This window comes from Arthrobacter sp. 2MCAF14, from assembly GCF_052115645.1.
Lineage (GTDB): Bacteria > Actinomycetota > Actinomycetes > Actinomycetales > Micrococcaceae > Arthrobacter.
In genome coordinates, this window is the sequence record NZ_JBFRHB010000060.1 from 1 (window position 1) to 17,614 (window position 17,614).

Annotated in this window: 16 protein-coding genes and 1 riboswitch; of the genes, 7 read left to right on the plus strand and 9 right to left on the minus strand. The window is 65.0% G+C overall.

From position 1 onward, the window contains the following. Positions 1-65: 65 nt before the first annotated feature. The 4 genes from AB4074_RS23375 to AB4074_RS23390 form a co-directional block, all read right to left on the minus strand. Positions 66-470 carry a hypothetical protein gene (locus tag AB4074_RS23375; RefSeq protein WP_441415530.1) on the minus strand — a complete coding sequence of 135 codons (405 nt, stop codon included), beginning with the start codon at positions 468-470 and terminating at the stop codon, positions 66-68. Positions 471-559: 89 nt separating this feature from the next. Further along, the gene (locus AB4074_RS23380) at positions 560-1,708 is read right to left on the minus strand and encodes a mannitol-1-phosphate 5-dehydrogenase (protein WP_441415531.1); all 1,149 of its coding nucleotides are present in this window, start codon (positions 1,706-1,708) and stop codon (positions 560-562) included. Further along, entirely contained in the window at positions 1,708-3,663 is a 1,956-nt protein-coding gene (locus tag AB4074_RS23385; protein ID WP_441415532.1) for a PTS mannitol transporter subunit IICBA, read from the minus strand. The genes AB4074_RS23380 and AB4074_RS23385 overlap by 1 nt, the downstream gene beginning before the upstream one ends. 69 nt (positions 3,664-3,732) lie before the next feature. Further along, complete coding sequence (locus tag AB4074_RS23390) at positions 3,733-4,455, minus strand: TetR/AcrR family transcriptional regulator (protein WP_441415533.1); 723 nt, start codon at positions 4,453-4,455, stop codon at positions 3,733-3,735. A 117-nt stretch (positions 4,456-4,572) separates the two neighbouring features. Between AB4074_RS23390 and ptsP the strand changes: the two genes are divergently transcribed. The 3 genes from ptsP (at position 4,573) to AB4074_RS23405 (ending at position 7,638) form a co-directional block, all read left to right on the plus strand. Continuing rightward, positions 4,573-6,261, plus strand: coding sequence for a phosphoenolpyruvate--protein phosphotransferase (ptsP, locus tag AB4074_RS23395; protein WP_441415534.1), 1,689 nt, complete (start codon positions 4,573-4,575; stop codon positions 6,259-6,261). A gap of 39 nt (positions 6,262-6,300) precedes the next feature. Further along, complete coding sequence (locus AB4074_RS23400) at positions 6,301-6,579, plus strand: HPr family phosphocarrier protein (protein ID WP_234751838.1); 279 nt, start codon at positions 6,301-6,303, stop codon at positions 6,577-6,579. 84 nt (positions 6,580-6,663) lie between these two features. Then, entirely contained in the window at positions 6,664-7,638 is a 975-nt protein-coding gene (locus AB4074_RS23405) for a class I SAM-dependent methyltransferase (protein ID WP_441415535.1), read from the plus strand. A 65-nt stretch (positions 7,639-7,703) separates the two neighbouring features. On the opposite strand, the gene AB4074_RS23410 is transcribed toward AB4074_RS23405, so the two are convergent. Together AB4074_RS23410 and AB4074_RS23415 are read right to left on the minus strand one after the other, a co-directional pair. Further along, positions 7,704-8,969 (minus strand): acyl-CoA dehydrogenase family protein, encoded by a 1,266-nt coding sequence (locus AB4074_RS23410; RefSeq protein ID WP_441415536.1) that lies wholly within the window; start codon positions 8,967-8,969, stop codon positions 7,704-7,706. Between the two features lie 105 nt (positions 8,970-9,074). Next, complete coding sequence (locus tag AB4074_RS23415) at positions 9,075-9,839, minus strand: TetR/AcrR family transcriptional regulator (RefSeq protein ID WP_441415537.1); 765 nt, start codon at positions 9,837-9,839, stop codon at positions 9,075-9,077. Between the two features lie 60 nt (positions 9,840-9,899). Here AB4074_RS23415 and AB4074_RS23420 point away from each other — a divergent pair, with 60 nt between their 5' ends. After that, complete coding sequence (locus AB4074_RS23420) at positions 9,900-10,298, plus strand: helix-turn-helix domain-containing protein (protein ID WP_441415538.1); 399 nt, start codon at positions 9,900-9,902, stop codon at positions 10,296-10,298. A gap of 7 nt (positions 10,299-10,305) precedes the next feature. Here the strand turns inward: AB4074_RS23420 and AB4074_RS23425 are convergent, their stop codons facing one another. Then, positions 10,306-10,926 (minus strand): TetR/AcrR family transcriptional regulator, encoded by a 621-nt coding sequence (locus AB4074_RS23425; RefSeq protein ID WP_441415539.1) that lies wholly within the window; start codon positions 10,924-10,926, stop codon positions 10,306-10,308. 40 nt (positions 10,927-10,966) lie between these two features. Between AB4074_RS23425 and AB4074_RS23430 the strand changes: the two genes are divergently transcribed. Beyond that, positions 10,967-12,091 carry a flavin-containing monooxygenase gene (locus tag AB4074_RS23430; RefSeq protein WP_441415540.1) on the plus strand — a complete coding sequence of 375 codons (1,125 nt, stop codon included), beginning with the start codon at positions 10,967-10,969 and terminating at the stop codon, positions 12,089-12,091. An 84-nt stretch (positions 12,092-12,175) separates the two neighbouring features. Continuing rightward, positions 12,176-12,321, plus strand: a riboswitch (cyclic di-AMP (ydaO/yuaA leader). Positions 12,322-12,340: 19 nt separating this feature from the next. Here the strand turns inward: AB4074_RS23430 and AB4074_RS23435 are convergent. Next, positions 12,341-13,249 carry a hypothetical protein gene (locus AB4074_RS23435; RefSeq protein ID WP_441415541.1) on the minus strand — a complete coding sequence of 303 codons (909 nt, stop codon included), beginning with the start codon at positions 13,247-13,249 and terminating at the stop codon, positions 12,341-12,343. Between the two features lie 313 nt (positions 13,250-13,562). Continuing rightward, positions 13,563-14,777, minus strand: a complete 1,215-nt coding sequence (locus AB4074_RS23440) for a PucR family transcriptional regulator (protein ID WP_441415542.1) — start codon at positions 14,775-14,777, stop codon at positions 13,563-13,565. 220 nt (positions 14,778-14,997) lie between these two features. Between AB4074_RS23440 and ald the strand changes: the two genes are divergently transcribed. Both ald and AB4074_RS23450 read left to right on the plus strand, forming a co-directional pair. Next, positions 14,998-16,116 carry an alanine dehydrogenase gene (gene ald / locus AB4074_RS23445; RefSeq protein WP_234751897.1) on the plus strand — a complete coding sequence of 373 codons (1,119 nt, stop codon included), beginning with the start codon at positions 14,998-15,000 and terminating at the stop codon, positions 16,114-16,116. 221 nt (positions 16,117-16,337) lie between these two features. Next, positions 16,338-17,614, plus strand: a 1,277-nt coding sequence (locus AB4074_RS23450) for an HNH endonuclease (RefSeq protein ID WP_441415543.1), incomplete at its 3' end; no start/stop codon positions are given.

Sequence of the window (17,614 nt, forward strand, 5' to 3'; positions counted from 1 at the left end):
CTTGAGCGCTGTCCGCTGGGAGCCGATGATCACATGCAGCTCCAGGACCAGAGTGTTCTCGGCCGCTATGAACCGTCCTGAGCGCTCGTCGGGGTTGTATCGGGCTCTGGCACGCTCAACTCGTGCAAGAGCCCGATAGCTTTTCCCAGCGCGGAATTCGTGTCCTCCAGCTCCTGCACCCGCTTCTGGAGTTTTTCGACTTCGGCACGGTGGGCAGCCATTTCCTTCGCGCGTGCTTTTTCAAACGCGGAGAGTTCACGATTCGTCGGGACCATGCCTCCATGCTCCCGCGGAATCAGGCCACGGTCGATGTCGCCCTGGACCATCAGAGTGCGCCACCTGCGGAACGTCCAGTCCGAAACGGACGTCGAGGCAAGCCATTCCTTCCTCGTCCCGTGCGGCTGCAAATAGTACTCATGCATGAACTCACGGATCTCTTCACGCGTAAAACCCTTGTTATCAACGGCCATCGCCGGCTCCTTCAATCAACAGGTAATGAATGACTCACAACCAGCTTGACGGAGAGGGAAGCCCGCATAAGTGAGCGAGCGTTCGGGGTTTAGGCCTCGGCCTTCCGTTCTTCGATCAGCTTCAGCACCTGCGGGAACAACGGGTGCGACGGCGGCAGTTCAGTGATGCGCTCGACCGCCTCGGCGGCGTCCATCTCGGAGAGCATCCGGGCGAGTTCCACAGCTTCGTCGTCTGCTCCGTCGTCGAAACGCAGGGCGGCGGACATCGCGTCTAACAAGGCAACGGGCGTGACTCCGCGCTCGGCGAGTTCAGCGGCCGGGCCGATGAAGCGTTCGTGCCGCCCAAGCTTGCGGAGCGGCGCCCGGCCTACCCGATTCACAGTGTCCGGCAAGTACGGGTTGGTGAAGCGGGACAGGATCTTCTGCACGTACGCTTCCTGCTCGGCTTCGACAAAGCCGTGTTTGGCCACGAGAAGCTGCTTGGTCTCCTCCAACACGGCCCGCACGCGAGCGGCCACTGAGGCGTCGGCCATCGCATCGGAGATCTTCTCCAAGCCGGCGCCATAGCCGAAGTATGCTGCCGAGGCGTGTCCGGTGTTGACCGTGAACAGCTTCCGTTCGATGTACGGGCCGAGTTCGTCCACGAAGGTCGCCCCGGGAATCACCGGCGCCTCCCCAGCGAACGGCGTGCGGTCGATGACCCACTCGTAAAAGGTCTCGACAGTGACGTCCAGGCCTTGGCCCGGCGCCTGGTTGGGGACAATCCTGTCCACCGCGGTGTTCGCAAACACCGCAGCATCGGAAAGGTCACCCGCCGCACCGTCCCACGCGGCTTCCACTTCGGAACGCAGGAGGTCCGTGGCGTTGATCGCGTTCTCGCAGGCCATGACCTGGAGTGGAGCCAACGACGGCGAGCGGCCGGCGATGCCCCGCGCGATCACCGGTGCCACGAACTTGAGGATGTGCGGCCCCACCGCCGTGGTGACGAGGTCCGCCGTCGCGATTTCCGCGACGACGGCAACCTCTTCGGTGCCCGAGTTCAGGGCGCGAAAACCGGACACGGTCTTGACCGCCGCGTTTTCGCCGACCTCGTGGACCTCGTAAGAGGTCGCGGAGGCGAGCTGGCTGATCAAGCCATCCGCGACATCGGCGAAGACCACCTCATATCCGGCCTCGTGCAGCAGCAAGCCGACGAATCCCCGTCCGATGTTCCCTGCCCCGAAATGGACTGCCTTCACTATGCGTTGACCTTTCCGAACAGATCCAGCACTTCCTGAACCGACGTGGCCTGCTCAAGCTGGGCCACTTGCGCCTTGTCCGTGAAGATCTTGGCGATGGAGGACAGGATGTGGAGGTGCTCGTTGTTGATGCCGGCGACGCCGACGACGAACTTGACCTGCTTGCCACCCCAGTCGATGCCCTCGGGGTAGCGGACGATCGACACACCGGAGTGCAGGATGTGGTTCTTGGCAGCGTTCGTGCCGTGCGGGATGGCAAGGAAGCTGCCCATGTAGGTGGACACGGATTCCTCGCGCTCATGCATGGCGTGAATGTAGCCCATGTCCACTGAACCCCGGTCCAGCAGGAGCTTGCCCGCTTCGTCGATGGCCGAGTCACGGTCCGTCGCGGAACCATTGAGGATCACGCTTTCGGGGAGCAGGACATCCTTGCCCCCGACGGCGGCGGGCTGGGCAGCGTGGGCACCGGCGGCCGGTTCGGCAACCATAGTCGAACCTTGAGCGCCGGGAGCCGCGTTGCTGCTCTTGACCAGTTCCACGATCTCTTCGTACCGGGGACTGTTCATGAAGTTGTCCACGGAGACGTGCACGGCGCTGGAGGTGGCCGGCCGGGCGCGCTCTGTCAGATCCTGGTGCGTGACCACGACGTCGTAGGTGTCGCTGAGGTTGGCAATGGCCGAATTGGTGACTTTGACGTCCGGGAAACCGGCTGCCTTGATCTTGTTGCGCAGCACCGAGGCGCCCATAGCACTGGAGCCCATGCCGGCGTCGCACGCGAACACGATGTTCTGGATAGGACGGGTCAGGACGGCGGTACCGCCACCGGCGCCCAGGAGGGCGGAGGAAACGGAACTCTTCTTGCCCTTCAGCTCTTCCATCCTGGACGTTGCCTGGCCCAGCGCGTCCACATCGGTGGTCTTGCTGGTCCGCAGGATCACGGAGGCGATCAGGAAGGACACTGTGGCTGCGAGGAGCACGGACAGGGCCACACCGAAATAGCTATCCTTCGCTGTTGCGGCAAAGACAGCGATGATGCTGCCCGGGGCTGCCGGCGAACGCAAGCCCGCGCCGGTGACCACCAAGGTGAAGATGCCGGTCATGCCGCCTGCGATCGTGGCGAGGATGAGGATCGGCTTCATGAGAATGTACGGGAAGTAGATCTCGTGGATGCCGCCGACAAACTGGATGAGCGCGGCGCCGGGAGCGGATGCCCGTGCCAGGCCCTTGCCGAAGATCATGTACGCGAGCAGGACGCCGACGCCCGGGCCGGGGTTGGCCTCCAGCAGGAACAGGATGGACTTGCCGTTTTGCAGCGCTTGTTCAGTACCGAGCGGCGTGAGGATGCCGTGGTTGACAGCGTTGTTGAGGAACAGGACCTTGGCTGGTTCGATGAAGATGCTGGTCAGCGGCAGAAGTCCGTTGTGGACCAGGAATTCGACCACAGCGCTCGCGCCGTCACTGAAGGCCTTCACCACCGGGCCGATCACCAGCATGCCGAAGATGGCCAGGGCGGCACCGACGATGCCTGCGGAGAAGTTGTCGATCAGCATCTCGAAGCCCGGCTTGACCCGGCCTTCCCATACCTTGTCGAGCTTCTTCATGATCCAGGCCGTGAGCGGACCCATGAGCATGGCACCGATGAACATCGGGATATCCGTACCCACAATCACACCCATGGTGGCGACGGCTCCCACCACGCCGCCGCGGATGCCATGAATGGCCCGGCCACCCGTGTAGCCAATCAGGAGCGGCAACAGGTACGTGATCATGGGACCCACGAGTTTGGCCAGGTCCGCGTTGGGCAAGAACCCCGCCGGGATGAACAGGGCGGTGATGATGCCCCATGCAATGAAGGCCCCGATGTTGGGCATGATCATGCCGGAGAGGAACGTTCCGAACTTTTGGACACCAACGCGCACGCTGGTGCGCTGTTTCGCAACTGACGCTGTTGCCATTGTGTGAATTCCTAACGTGAGTCCCGCATCAGTGCGGGATCAGTCGATATCTATCGAAGGAGGACAGCTCTAGGAGCTGCTGGAGATTCGGTGAAGCCATTCAAGGAAAAGCTTCAGTTCCGAACTGGATAGCTGGTCTGAATGTGAGGCTTGGAGTGCCGCATTCAGCGCGATAGCCGCAACAACAACCGACGACTTACCGGAGTCGTCTGCTGCGGCGCCACGGGCTGTTTCCGTGGACACGGCGAAAATCATGGAATCCCGGGTCATGGTGGAAAGCTCGAGATTCCGGTCTTCCAAAGGCTCTGCAATGAGCATGAGCGTGACGCCGACGTTGGCCGCCAGGATGCTCCTGGCTGCCTCGCGCGGGGGTACGTTGATCTGCCCGGCAATGGCCGCCTTGCTCAGCATCTCCTCCAGAAGCGACTCGGCATCAGCCACGATGGCCGGCCTGCTCTCCGGACGGATGTTGCCGAACATCACCAGGTAAAGGTGCGGTTGGGTAAGTCCGAACTGGACGTGGTTGTCCCACATCCGGCGGACATCCTCCAGGGGTTCCCCAGAGGGTGCGAAGTCCCGCTCTCCCGCCACGTACTCCTCGAAGCCGGCTGCAACGACGGCGTCGAACAGCCCCTCCTTGTCGCCGAAGTGGTGGTAAAGCGTGGGCGCCGTGACGCCGGCAAGTTTGGTGATTTGGCGCGTAGAGACCGGTGACCCCTCCGAATTCGCCAGCAACTCGGCAGCTGCACGGAGCAGCCGAGTTTTGGGCGGAAGCTGGTCATCGAAACTCATAGCCGCTACCCTAGCACCTATAGCAACGCTATATGAAGTAAGTCACAGGAGATTTTTTCGGTCCCCGAGGCGCCGCAGCCGGTGGGTCCGATCCGAGAGCAGGAACAGAGGATTTCAGTGCAGAATTTCCAAGGAGTAGGCGTCAGCCCCGGCCGCGTCATTGGCACTATCCGTCAGATGCCCAAACCAGTCAGCGAACCGCCGTCGGGCGAGCAGCTAGCCGTTTCCACCACAGCGGAAGAAGCCGTCGCCGGGCTGAAGGCTGCGGCCCAATCGGTCCACGACGAACTGAAAGCACGTGCGGACAAGGCCAGCGGAGACGGTAAGGCCGTGCTGGAAGCCACCGCGCTCATGGCCAAGGACACCATGCTCCTGAAGTCGGCTACCAAGCTCATCAACAACAACGGCAGCTCCGCTGAACGCGCCATCTGGGAAGCCGGCGCCTCCGTGTCCGAAATGCTCCACAACCTGGGCGGATACATGGCCGAGCGCGCCACTGACGTCCTGGACGTCCGCGCTCGGATCGTCGCCGAACTTCGCGGAGTCCCCGCCCCGGGGATCCCGGCGTCGGACACTCCGTTCATCCTGGTGGCCGAAGACCTCGCTCCCGCCGACACCGCAACGCTGGACCCCGCGATCGTGACAGCACTGGTCACCTCGGGCGGCGGACCGCAGTCCCACACCGCGATCATCGCGCGCTCGCTCGGCCTGCCCGCCGTCGTCGCGGCCCGCGGAGTGGACGAAATTCCTGACGGCGCCGAAGTCTTCGTGGACGGCGCGGCCGGCTCACTCTCCCTCGAACCCACCGAAGAGCAACGCGCGGCCGCCATCGCGTGGGTCGAAAATGCCGCCACACTGGCGGTTTTTGACGGAAACGGCACGACGGCGGACGGCCACTTGGTGCCCCTCCTCGCCAACGTCGGCGGAGCCAAGGACGCTGCCGCGGCCGCTGCGCTGGGCGCCCAAGGCGTAGGCCTTTTCCGCACCGAATTCTGCTTCCTGGAACGCGACACAGAACCGACCGTGCTGGAACAGGCTGCCGCGTACAGGGGCGTGTTCGACGCGTTCCCGGGCAAGAAAGTGGTGCTCCGGACCCTCGACGCGGGCGCCGACAAGCCCCTTCCCTTCCTCACCGACGCCACCGAACCCAACCCGGCCCTGGGTGTGCGCGGCTACCGCACCGACTTCACCACGCCCGGCGTTTTGGACCGCCAGCTCGAGGCCATCGCCATCGCTGCCGACGAATCAGAAGCCGAGGTGTGGGTCATGGCACCCATGATCTCGACTGCGGCCGAGGCTGCCCACTTCGCGTCGATGTGCGATGCTGCGGGAATCAAGACGCCCGGCGTGATGGTGGAAGTTCCCTCCGCGGCATTGACCTCGGCGTCGGTCCTGCGCCACGTGGGCTTCGCGTCCCTCGGCACCAACGACCTCACGCAGTACGCCATGGCCGCCGACCGGCAACTCGGGCCCCTTGCCGAGCTCAACACCCCGTGGCAGCCCGCGGTTCTGCGACTCGTCCAGCTGACCGTCGCGGGCTCAGCGGAAGAGGGCAACGGCAAACCTGTTGGCGTCTGCGGCGAAGCGGCCGCGGACCCGGCCCTCGCCGTCGTGCTCGTTGGCCTGGGCGTGTCCACACTGTCCATGACCGCCCGCTCGCTGGCCGCCGTCGGAACCGTGCTCAAGACGGTGACGTTGGAACAAGCCCAAGAGCTGGCCCGGCTGGCGCTGAGTGCACCCGATGCGCTCGACGCAAAGGCCTGGGTCCGCGCCAAACTGCCGATCCTCGAGGAACTCGGGCTCTGAGCCCAGCCGTACTGTCCTACCTGAACACAAGGAGAAACCATGCCCGAACGCACCGCCACCATCGCTAGCCGCTCCGGACTGCACGCCCGCCCGGCTGCGATTTTTGCTGAAGCCGCGGGGGAATCCCCGGTTGAAGTGACCATCGCGATGGCCGGTTCGCCCGCCGACGACGCGCTCGACGCCGCCAGCATCCTTTCGCTCATGACGCTTGGCGCGGCAAAGGGCGACGTCGTCGTGCTTCGCGCCGAGGGCGACGGCGCCGACGCTGCCCTCGATTCCCTGGTGACACTGCTGGAAACGGACCTCGACGCGGAGTAGGCGCCTCCCACCCAACGCTCGCTCACATATAACCGCTTCCCGTCGAACGCTCGCTCACCGTTGATTAGCTGAAAGGAGCGGGAAATGCGCAAGCCGGACGCCGCCGTCGCGTTCTATGCGCTCAGCATCGTGCTGCTGCCGGTCTCGTTACTCGGCTACGTGATCTGGGTGGGGAAGCTTCTGGCCGCGAAGCCTTCAGGCGTGTCGACCAGCGCGCAGGCTCCGCTCTCGGCCAGGTGGGCGATGCACAATTTCGGCGTGCGCAAAGACCAGGCCGCGAACCGGTTGTTGCCCCTGCTGCCCGACATTCCCTGGCTGGGCATGCGGCTGGCATTCTGGCCGACGGTCTTTGCGCACCGCGTCACGGGCTTCGTCCCGAAGACCTTCCGGTACCCCTTTGAGGGCGAGATACCCCCGCAAGCCGAGGCGTCGGCCAGGGTCACGTTCTTCGACAGCGCCGTAGAGCGCGCCCTACCAGGGATCGATCAGTTGGTCATCCTCGGCGCCGGCTTCGACACACGCCCGTACCGCCTCCCGCGGGACACGCCGGTCAACTCCTTCGAGATAGATACCCCAAAGACCCAGGCGGTCAAGCGCGACATACTGGACAAGGCAGGCATCGACGTACACAAGGTCGCGTTCGTGCCTGCGGACTTCGAAAAGGATGATTGGCTCGCCAAACTCGTGGACGCCGGGTTCGACCTCGGGCGTCCGGCGCTTTTCCTCTGGGAAGGCGTCACGATGTACCTCGACCGGGAAGCGATCGAGGACACGCTGCGCAAGGTCGCGAGTTGCGCCAAGGGCAGTTTGCTTGCCTTCGACTACTTCACAACCGAGACCCTCGAGTCGAGCATGCTGTACTGGCGATTCGGGCGAGCGGCGGCCAAAGCAGCGGGCGAACCGTTGATGTTCGGCGTGAACAGGACACCGCCGTCGCGGGAGCGCCTGCGCGAACTTCTCCGATCCGGCGGGTTGGCGCTCCTCGAACAGCGCGGGCTTGGTCGCGAGACCAAGAGGAGACGTGCATGGGGTGGCTTCGCGATTGCCGTGGTCGAGTGATGATCTGAGCGAGCGTCCGGGATTTTGGCCACATATCCGAGCGAGCGTCTCAGGGGGGACGCCGCTTAGGCGAAGGCGGAGATACCGGTGATTGAGCGTCCGATAATCAACGCTTGAACAGTCTCTGTGCCTTCATAGGTATGAATGCCCTCTATATCGGCGAAGTGCCGGGCCACGCGGTTGGCCAACAAGATCCCGTTGCCACCGAGCAGGTCGCGCGCGTTCGAGGCGATGCTGCGGGCAGTGCGGGTGCACGTGAACTTCGCGAGCGCCGCCCGCGCCGGGGTCAGCACACCCTCTTCGTCCAGTTTGGTCATCTGCATGACCATGAGCTGCATGGTGGCGAGCTCGGAATGCATGCGCGCAAGACGCTCCTGCACAATCTGCGAAGCGGCCAGCGGGCGGCCGAACTGCCGACGTTGGGCCGCGTACTGCACCGCGGTTTCGTAGCACGCAGTGGCATGCCCGACGGCGGACCAGGCCACTCCCAGCCTGGTCGCCAAGAGCACCCGGGCCGTGTCCTTGAAACTCCGGGCACCCGGGAGCACGTTTTCCGCCGGAACGAAGACATTCTCAAGGCGGATGTGTGCCTGCCAGATGGCCCGGAGCGACAGCTTGCCTTCGATGGTCGTGGCGGAATAGCCAGGGGAATCCTGCGGGACAAGGTATCCGTGAACTTGCCCGTCGTCGGCACGAGCCCAGACGACGGTCAGGCCGCCGATCGAGCCGTTGCCGATCCATTTCTTTTCACCGTTGAGGACATAACCGCCGTCGACGGGCGTCGCAGTCGTCTCGAGTCCCACCGAATCGGAGCCGTGCGCCGGCTCGGTCAGGGCGAAGGCGCCGTATTCCTCGGCTCGGGAAAGCTCAGGAAGCCAGCGGGCCTGCTGCTCAGGGGAACCGCATTCGGCCACGGACCTCAGCGCCAAACCGCCCTGGACCGCGACCACCGTGCCGATGGATCCGTCCCCGCGGCTCAGTTCCATCGTGACCAGTCCGGCGGCGGTTTTACTCATTGCCGGGAATCCGTCGATGTTTATTCCGTCGCGAAGCAGATCAAGTTCCCCTAGGCGCTTCACCAGGTGCAGCGGGTACTCCGCGCGCTCCCAGTACCCCGCGATGACCGGGAGCACTTCGTCCTGGACAAAGGTCCGCGCGCGGTCCCAGTAAGCGCGGTCTTCGCCGCTGATGTCCTTGAAAACGGAGGCCGGGTCCGGGTCCAGGGATTCGTTCAGAACGTACTCGGGCTCCATGGTGCCGGCCGGGAAAACAGTGCCCGCCGGGAAAACTGCATCCAGTTCTTCGGAAGTGCTATCGGACGTCGTCGTCATGGGGAATCCTCGCTCTGGGTTTGCGATCTACGACTCCCAGCATGCTCTGACACTCAGTTCCATGTCAAGGAACTGAGTGTCAGTGAGGTTATGCTGGATCAAACGTCAAGCCAGGGCGTCCCGGACCGCTTGAAGGATCTGTTCTGTGCCCGCCGCCCGATCCAGGACGGCAACCACGACGGCGGGACGGCTGCTTTCCTGACGAGGCTCACTACCCTCCGGCCCGGTTGAAACACGGGCAAAGGTATCGGCCAAGGCGCCCAATTCACGCTCAAGCCGGGCGGCCAACTCATGGGCTTCAGCTTCCCGCGCCTCGCGCTCGACACGCTCGACCCACTCAATACCCTCGACGCGTTCGCCGGCAGCAACAGCCCGCAGCCATTGGCGCAGGACGCTGTTGTGCACGGCGACTATCGATGCGGCGAAGGCCACGGCCGTCACCTCCCGGCCCTCACCCTCGGGCAGCGCAGAAAGGAGATGATTCCTAAATGCCCGCTGATAACGATGTGTCATGACCAGTTCACGATCACGAAGGGCCGGTACTTGATGCAGAAGTTCGTAGCGGGCAACGGAAGTCTTCCGATTGCCCACGTGGTGGCCGAAGACCAAGAGCGCCGCGTCCACGACGGCACGTAACGGATCCGCCGTCGTCCCCGCAAGGAACTCCCGGACCCGCGCCAGAATACGATCGTGGTCGGCGAAAACGATGTCCTCTTTGGAACCGAACTTGCGGAAAAACGTGCTCCGGCTGATCCCGGCAGCATCGGCGAGGTCGTCCACGGAGGTCGCGTCGTAACCTTGCCGGACCAGTAACTCGATTGCCGCGGCCACGGCAGGGCCTGGATCCGGGTTGGCGGGGTAGTTGACCATAGGCGTGAATCTAACACGGCGGCGTCAGCGCGCAGCCTCGAGCGCGGCTAGGCTTCTGCCATGGCATTGATAGCTCCCCGCGTGACGCCTGGCTTGGCCGCGGACGACGCCCGGAACCTGGCGCGCTCACTCCAGGACAGCAACGACATCACCGTCTTCGTGGACGGCACGGTCCACCGGCTGCCGGATGAGGCGAGGGACGCCGTCGTCGACCTCCTCGGCAGGCTGGGCCGAGGCGAAGCGGTGACCGTGAGCAGCGTGGAGGAAATGCTCACGACGTCGAGGGCGGCCGAGCTCGCGGGAATCTCGCACACCTACCTGCGGAACATGACCGACCGTGGCGAAATTCCAGTGGAATACCGAGGCACGCACCGCCGCATCAGGCTTGCGGACATCATGGCGTGGCTGGAAAACCAGAAGAAGACGGCCGGGAGCAACGAGGAATCCACCAGCGAGTAGCGGAAAGCTAGGCGAGGGCCGCCTTGAGCGCCGCGTGGACCCAATCCCGGTAGCGCTCCAGCCCCCAGGCGAAATCCAGCACGAGTGATCGGTAGGTGTCCGGATGACCCACCGACCAGATCACGGCAGCGGCTTGCTCGTCGCTCAGGCCGGAGGTCAGTGCCCCGCGCCGTCTGAGCGCAGCCGCGGCTTCCGCATAGTTCCGCAGCCGAGTTTCGGCCCGGTCCCGCTCCACTTTTGCCGCTTCGGCGTCGACGGCGGAGGCCTGCCTCATGACGCTGAACAGTTGGCTGCTGCGCGGATGCACCTCGGCGAACCAGTCGGCCAACAACGTTAGGACCGCGCCGGCGTCAGCGGCTGCGGCAGTCCGCTCGCGCATAGTCTCCGGGACGGCGCGGGGAGCATCCGGACCCGCGGCCGTCGCGTCGACCACGGCCGAGAGCAGGGCGGCCTTGTTGCCTACGGAGTTGTAGATGGTCTGGATAGCCACGCCGGCTTGCTCGGCAACGGCCCCGATGGTGGTGGCCACGTATCCCCTGCTCAGAAACAGCTGCCGGGCGGCCTCGACAACGGCAGCCTTGGTTGCGGCAGCTTGAGCTACCCGTCTGTCATTGTGCCGGATTTCCACGGAAAAAGAATAGCATTCTAGTGACTGGAATGCTATTCTAATGACTTCGAACACCTCAGGAGGCTTCGCGATGGACAGCAATGAGCCAGTGGACACCGTAGTTGTGGGCGCCGGGCAGGCAGGGCTCGCCACCGGATTCCACCTGAAGAAACACCGGCAAGACTTCCTCATCCTGGACTCGCAGGACCGCGTCGGCGACGTGTGGCGGAACCGATGGGATTCCTTGCGGCTCTTCACCCCGGCGCAGCACGATTCCCTTCCCGGCATGCCATTTCCCGCCGGCCGAGGGAGCTTCCCCGGAAAAGACGCCATGGCCGAATACCTCGAGGAGTACGCCAGGAACTGGGAACTCCCGGTACGCCATGGCGTACAGGTCGTAGGCATCGAGCGGGAGGACGGCCGGTTCCGGGTGCAGTCGGGCTCCGGGTCGATCCTGGCCAAGAACGTTGTTGTTGCCACGGGCCCGAATACACAACCAAGGATCCCGGCATTCGCGAAGGACCTTGATCCCGGAATCCACCAACTGCACGGAGCGGAATACGCCAACCCGGACTCGGTTCCGCCCGGAGATGTCCTGGTGATCGGCTCCGGCACTTCCGGCGTCGAAATCGCCCTGGAGCTCGCACCCACCCACCGCACCTACATCGCCGGAACCCCTCCTTTCCACGTTCCGGGCCCGGTGACGCGATACGCGGGCGGGCTTTGGTGGCTCTTCATCCACAAGGTGCTGAACAGGTCCACCCCTATTGGCCGAAAAGTCGCGGTCGGGTTCACGAAACACGGCGCGCCGCTGATCCGGGCCTCAATCCGAGAGCTCGACGCCGCGGGAGTCACTCGCTTGCCCCGCGTGACGGGCACCCGCGATGGCCAACCACTGACCGGGGAAGGCCACGCGATCCCGATGTCGACGGTGATCTGGGCTACTGGTTACCAACCGGACTTTGGCTGGATCCACGGACTTCCCACGGATGAGGACGGCTGGCCGCTCACTTGCCGGGGCGCCGTGGAACAACTCCCGGGACTGTTCTTTGTGGGCATGCCCTTCCAATACGGGTTGACCTCTGGCCTCGTTGGCGGGGTCGGCCGCGACGCCGAACACGTCGCCGGACTCATCGCCGGGCAAACCGGGCAAAAACGGGTCACCGCGCCCGTTATTCAAATGTGACTTTGCATGCCGGCTGTTGTAACGTCGAGGGGCGACCCAGTCCCCAACCGGGCCGCTTCCGGGTTGACGCCGAGCTCTGCCGCAACACGGAATCCGCCAGACCCGCGGCAGAGACGGGGGACCCAGAGTCTCCGGGCCCACTTCAGGCCCTTGGGGTGAAGCCGCCATGCGCGGCCGGACGGCCTCGTCCGAACCCGACAGCTAACCTCGAAGGCGTTGAGAGGCAATCACCATGTCCCCAACCATGGATCAGCCTCGCCGTGCCCAAGTGGCGGGCGAGAGCACCAAAGCAACCGGACGCCGTCGGGCCAAAGACAGCGAACCGTTCATCGCTGCACCGGCATCCGAACCTTTGAGTTCGACGGCGGCACCCACCCCCGCGGCAACCCCAACGACGGCGGCGCCCACGACGCGCGCGGCCGCCCGCGCAGCCGAACGGAAGCGGGCATCCCAAGCCAGCGAAACCGCGGCCATTCCGACAGTGTCCGCCCCAACGGTAGCCCCCGCGCCGTCAGAACCCGCAACCGCAGCCATTCCAACGGTGTCTGCTGCGACCCTGGCTCGCGCGACAGCTGAGTCGACAAAAGCCGAGAACGCAGCTGCAACGGAAATCCCGGCGGCACCCCGTCCCGGCGTCGGTCCGGCGTCGTTCACCGGTTCGTCCTTCAGCCGTGAACCACACGCCGTCCTCAAAAAGGCCGCCGCCGTCCGGACCATGAGCAACCGAATGGCAGTGGTGACAGGTGCGTTAGGCATCTTGTTGGCCGCCGGTTCCCTGGGCCAGGCCCTCGAGTTGCCCTTCTTCGGCCAGGAATCCCGCGCCCAGGACGCTGCCAGCGCTGACAGCCAAGCCGCCACCGAATCCGGCGCTCCGTCCACGACGGCAAGCACGTCCCCCAGCGCTACGGCATCACCTTCAGCAGCTACACCAAGCGCCAAGTCCGGCCAGACCGCTGCGGACCCGGCGCAACATTCGCCGCAAGGACCCGCCGCCGTCGAACCGTCGAGTGTCTCGGCGCCGTCGATCTCCGTCCAGGTCCCTACCGTCCCGTCAGCACTGCCCCCAAGCCTCACTCCGGTGCCTGTTCCTTCCAGTCCGGTTCCGGCCCAGCCCGCGCCGTCTCCCAGCCCGGTTCCAACAGGGCCAACGACCCCCACGCCGACTCCACCCCAGACCGCCACTCCATCCCCTGCGCCCACAGGTTCTTGGAAACCGCGGACCCCGGCCAGTCCTACTCCCACGCCACAGCCCACGCAGCCGGGCGTTGATCTTGGGTCGATTTTGGACGCAGCAACCAAGGTCCTGCAATGAGGATGGGACAGCATCGAACATTCGCCGTCGAATGGCACGGGCGGTGCTGCCGGCACACCCGGACACTGATGATTCAGTACCGCCCGGACCGCTGGCGCTGCAGCCTTCAGTTGCGGCAGTTCAACAAGTAAGCCAGCGCGGCTTCCGGTACCGGCCGCTTCAAATCCGCGGGCGGCCCGCCCAACGGCGCGCTTTGAGCGTTGCATGGAGTTCGAGCCGGGTCGCGCCATTCAGCGGATCAGCACCGATAAGCTGGCGGACCCTGGCCAGCCGGTTGTAGATGCTGCTCCGGTGCAAGTGCAGCTTCGTGGCCACGTCCTGGACCGAACCGTCGCTGTCGTAAAGCAGTTCGAGCACGGGCAGCAGCTCGCCATTGCGGTCCGCATCCTCGATCTCCTGGAAATGCGCCGAACCCGAATCGTCCCAGCCACCGGGCGCCTGTAGCCGTTCGAACAATTGGTAAATCCCGGCCGAGCGGCTGTCCACGAGCTCGCCGAGCGGAGGATCGACGGCGGCAGCCTGGGCCGCGAGCTTCGATTGCCGGTACGCCCTACCCAGTTGGCGGATGACTGAAAACGGCTCGCTGATGCCGAGAATGACCCGGTCCACCTTCCGGCCAGCGCGCTTGGCGAGTTCCAGCTGGTAGTGGACCAAGACCTGGGCATGCTCCGCCCGTCCGCTGGTTTCGCGGAACAACAAGACCGAGTGCGTCTCGGTCCCGGCGCTGAAAAGCACGGAATCGACCCCGATAGTTGCCTGCAGCGCGGCGGAACGGTGCGTCAGGGTCGCCGCGATCGGATCCGAGACGCCGCCACTGTCCTCCGCGTCGAGCACGGTAACCAGCTGCCACGGTCCCCGGCCTTGGATCTCCTTCCATCCCGCCACGGCCGCCACCGCATTGGACTCGCCCTGGCATGCAGCCAGGAATTCCTGCTCACGGCGGCGCCGGAACTCCGACTCGGCCGTATTGGAATCGAGCAACAACCCCGCGAGGAGGTCCAACTCGTCCCGGACTCCCGGCAACTCGGTGAGTATCGCCGTCGCGGTCTGCTCGTCAAGGTCTTGCTGGACCCAGAGGTACCCGACGCGGAACCCGCGAACCAGCAGCGGGACGCAGACGCGCCCCACCATCCCGAGTTCCTCATTGGCGGGCACGACGACGGGACGCACCGCGGTAGCGATGCCGTGGGAGAGCTGCCAAGCACTGACGTCCACCGGGACGCGTTTGCTCAGGAGGAAATTCACTCGCACACGGTCGGCGTGGGACTGGTTGGAACTGTAGGCGAGCAGCACGCCGTCGAGGTCTTCCAGGGAGAGGCCGCGGCCCAACTTGAGTGCTACGTCCTCGACGATCTTCTCCACGTCTTGCTGCATGGAGAAAACACTACTTTGCCCCACGAACATCAGGCGACACCTGACGCTCTCAATATCGACAAATGTCGAGTCGTGAGCGGCAAAAACCCCGGAATTCCGGGGAAGTCAGCGACAGGGGCGATCGCCTTTCCTGTCGCCTGGCTCACAGCGGATTTATTCTGGAATCACAGTCCCCCGCAGAGAAAAAGGCCGTTGAAGCCTTTCGAACATGGAGCCCAAAATGATCATCGGTGTCCCCAAAGAGATCAAGAACAACGAATTCCGCGTTGCCATCACCGCCGCCGGCGTTAACGAGTTCCGCACCCACGGCCACACCGTGCTGGTGGAACGGGGCGCAGGCCTGGGCTCCGGTATCACGGACGAGGAATACGCCGTTGCCGGCGCGGAGATCGTGGCCGAAGCCGACGATGTCTGGGCACGCGCTGACATGGTCATGAAGGTCAAGGAACCCATCAAGGCCGAGTACCACCGCTTCCGCAAGGGCCTGATCCTCTTCACCTACCTGCACTTGGCCGCCGAGCCCGAGCTGACCCAGGAACTCATCAACTCCGGCGTCACGGCCATCGCCTACGAAACCGTCCAGGACGGCCGCACGCTGCCCCTCTTGGCACCCATGTCCGAGGTCGCTGGCCGCCTGTCGGTCGTCGTCGGCGCTTCCTCCCTCATGGCTCCGGCCGGCGGCAAAGGCGTGCTGCTGGGCGGCGTCCCGGGTGTCCGCCCGGCCAAGGTTGTTGTCCTCGGGGCCGGTGTTGCCGGAACCAACGCCGCCGCCATGGCCTTGGGCCTGGGCGCCGATGTCACCATCATGGACATCAACATCAACCGCCTCCGCGAACTGGATGCCCTCTACCAGGGTCGCCTGAAGACGGTCGCTTCCAACGCGTACGAGATCGAGAAGTCAGTGGTCGACGCCGACCTCGTCATCGGTTCCGTGCTGATCCCGGGCGCCAAGGCCCCGAAGCTGGTCACCAACGAGCTGGTCTCCCGCATGAAGCCCGGCTCCGTACTGGTGGACATCGCCGTGGACCAGGGCGGCTGCTTCGAGGACACGCACCCCACCACGCACCAGGAACCCACGTACAAGGTCCACAACACGATCTTCTACTGCGTCGCCAACATGCCGGGCGCCGTTCCGAACACCTCCACCTACGCACTGACCAACGTCACCCTGCGCTACGCGGTGTCACTGGCCAACCTGGGCGTGAAGGCCGCATTCGACCGCGACCCCGCCCTGGCAGCCGGCCTCAACATCGCCGCAGGCAAGGTCACGCACCGCTCGGTCTCCGAGGCGCACAACCTGCCCCTCGTCGCCGACTGGCACAACCTGGTTTCGGCGTAGTTTCTCCCCGCCCCTGAGGGCGCGGTTTAACGATCCCGACGGCGGGGTGCGGCTTCCACGGGAAGCGGCACCCCGCCGTCGTGGTTTTGTGGAGACGGCAAGGGGTGCAGTGCACTATCGATCGCCTGGCCTATGTGGTTCTTCAAATTTTTTCTAAGTTCTTTCGATTGGACGGGTCTTTTGGGCCTAATAATGTCGTAGGTCCCTGAAATGCTTGGTTTATGGCCGGGAACCGGGGAACACAGCTGATCGGAGCGGGCGCGCCGTCGGGCGGCGCGGTTCCGGATGCTGTCCCCTGTGTCGCTGTCCCGCGCGTCCGGGTGCCAGAGCTGATCAATGCCGTGAGATCGCTTCGGCCAGGCGCCGGCGGCACCGAACTGATAAACCAGTTGCGTGCCCTGGAGGATCTGAAGTCCGCGGCCGCGGCGGCGCAGGCGAGGATCGCTGTCGCGTTCGATGCCGCCCAGCGCAGCGCCGAGAAAGAGCTGGGCATCCAGGCCGAGGAACAGGGACGGGGCGTCGGAGCCCAGGTGGCCCTGGCCCGGCGGGAGTCCCCGGCCCGCGGATCCCGGCTCCACGGCCTCGCGAAAGCCCTCGTCACCGAAATGCCGCACACCCTCGCCGCCCTCGAGTCAGGACAGCTGAGCGAGTGGCGGGCGACGCTGCTGGTGAAGGAAACAGCCTGCCTGTCCGCCGAAGACCGCTGCGCCGTGGACGAGGAACTCGCCGCCGACACCGGAGTCTTCGACGGCGCCGGGGACAAGGCCATCATCGCCGCGGCCAGGACCGCGGCCTACCGCCGGGACCCCCGCTCCGTCACCCAGCGCGCAAGCCACGCCGCCACCGAACGGCACGTGAGCCTGCGCCCGGCGCCGGACACGATGACCTACCTGACCGCCCTGCTCCCGGTCGCCCAAGGCGTGGCCGTGCACACGGCCCTGACCCGGCACGCCGACTCGCTGCGCTCCAGCGGGGAGACCCGGTCCCGGGGACAGATCATGGCCGACACCCTCGTCGAACGCACCACCGGCACCCCCGCAGGCATCAGCGGCGTCGAGGTCCAGCTCGTCATGACCGACCGGACACTGTTCCAGGGCGATGCCGAACCGGCCCGCCTGCCCGGCTACGGCATCGTCCCCGCCGGCTGGGCGAGGACGATGCTCTCGACCGGCGAGCCTGAGTGCGGTCAAGAACTCAAGCTCTGGCTCCGGCGCCTCTACACCGCCCCCGGGACCGGGGACCTCGTCGCCGCCGATTCGAGGGCGCGGCTCTTCCCGGCCGGTTTGCGGCGCTTCATCCAGGCCCGCGACGACACCTGCCGAAGACCCTACTGCGACGCGCCCATCAGACACTTCGACCACATCATCCCCTGGCACGACGGCGGCACAACGAGCCTGACGAACGGGGCGGGCCTGTGCGAAGCCTGCAACCACACCAAAGAACTCAAAGGCTGGACAGCACGAACCGAAGCAGCAACAACACGCCCCGGGACACGGCA

Excerpts from the sequence above, each read along its gene's own strand:
- AB4074_RS23375 (WP_441415530.1), bottom strand. The coding sequence starts at position 470 with ATGGCCGTTGATAACAAGGGTTTTACGCGTGAAGAGATCCGTGAGTTC.
- AB4074_RS23385 (WP_441415532.1), bottom strand. The coding sequence starts at position 3,663 with ATGGCAACAGCGTCAGTTGCGAAACAGCGCACCAGCGTGCGCGTTGGT.
- AB4074_RS23390 (WP_441415533.1), bottom strand. The coding sequence starts at position 4,455 with ATGAGTTTCGATGACCAGCTTCCGCCCAAAACTCGGCTGCTCCGTGCA.
- AB4074_RS23400 (WP_234751838.1), top strand. The coding sequence starts at position 6,301 with ATGCCCGAACGCACCGCCACCATCGCTAGCCGCTCCGGACTGCACGCC.
- AB4074_RS23405 (WP_441415535.1), top strand. The coding sequence starts at position 6,664 with ATGCGCAAGCCGGACGCCGCCGTCGCGTTCTATGCGCTCAGCATCGTG.
- AB4074_RS23410 (WP_441415536.1), bottom strand. The coding sequence starts at position 8,969 with ATGACGACGACGTCCGATAGCACTTCCGAAGAACTGGATGCAGTTTTC.
- AB4074_RS23415 (WP_441415537.1), bottom strand. The coding sequence starts at position 9,839 with ATGGTCAACTACCCCGCCAACCCGGATCCAGGCCCTGCCGTGGCCGCG.
- AB4074_RS23420 (WP_441415538.1), top strand. The coding sequence starts at position 9,900 with ATGGCATTGATAGCTCCCCGCGTGACGCCTGGCTTGGCCGCGGACGAC.
- AB4074_RS23430 (WP_441415540.1), top strand. The coding sequence starts at position 10,967 with ATGACTTCGAACACCTCAGGAGGCTTCGCGATGGACAGCAATGAGCCA.
- AB4074_RS23440 (WP_441415542.1), bottom strand. The coding sequence starts at position 14,777 with ATGCAGCAAGACGTGGAGAAGATCGTCGAGGACGTAGCACTCAAGTTG.
- ald (WP_234751897.1), top strand. The coding sequence starts at position 14,998 with ATGATCATCGGTGTCCCCAAAGAGATCAAGAACAACGAATTCCGCGTT.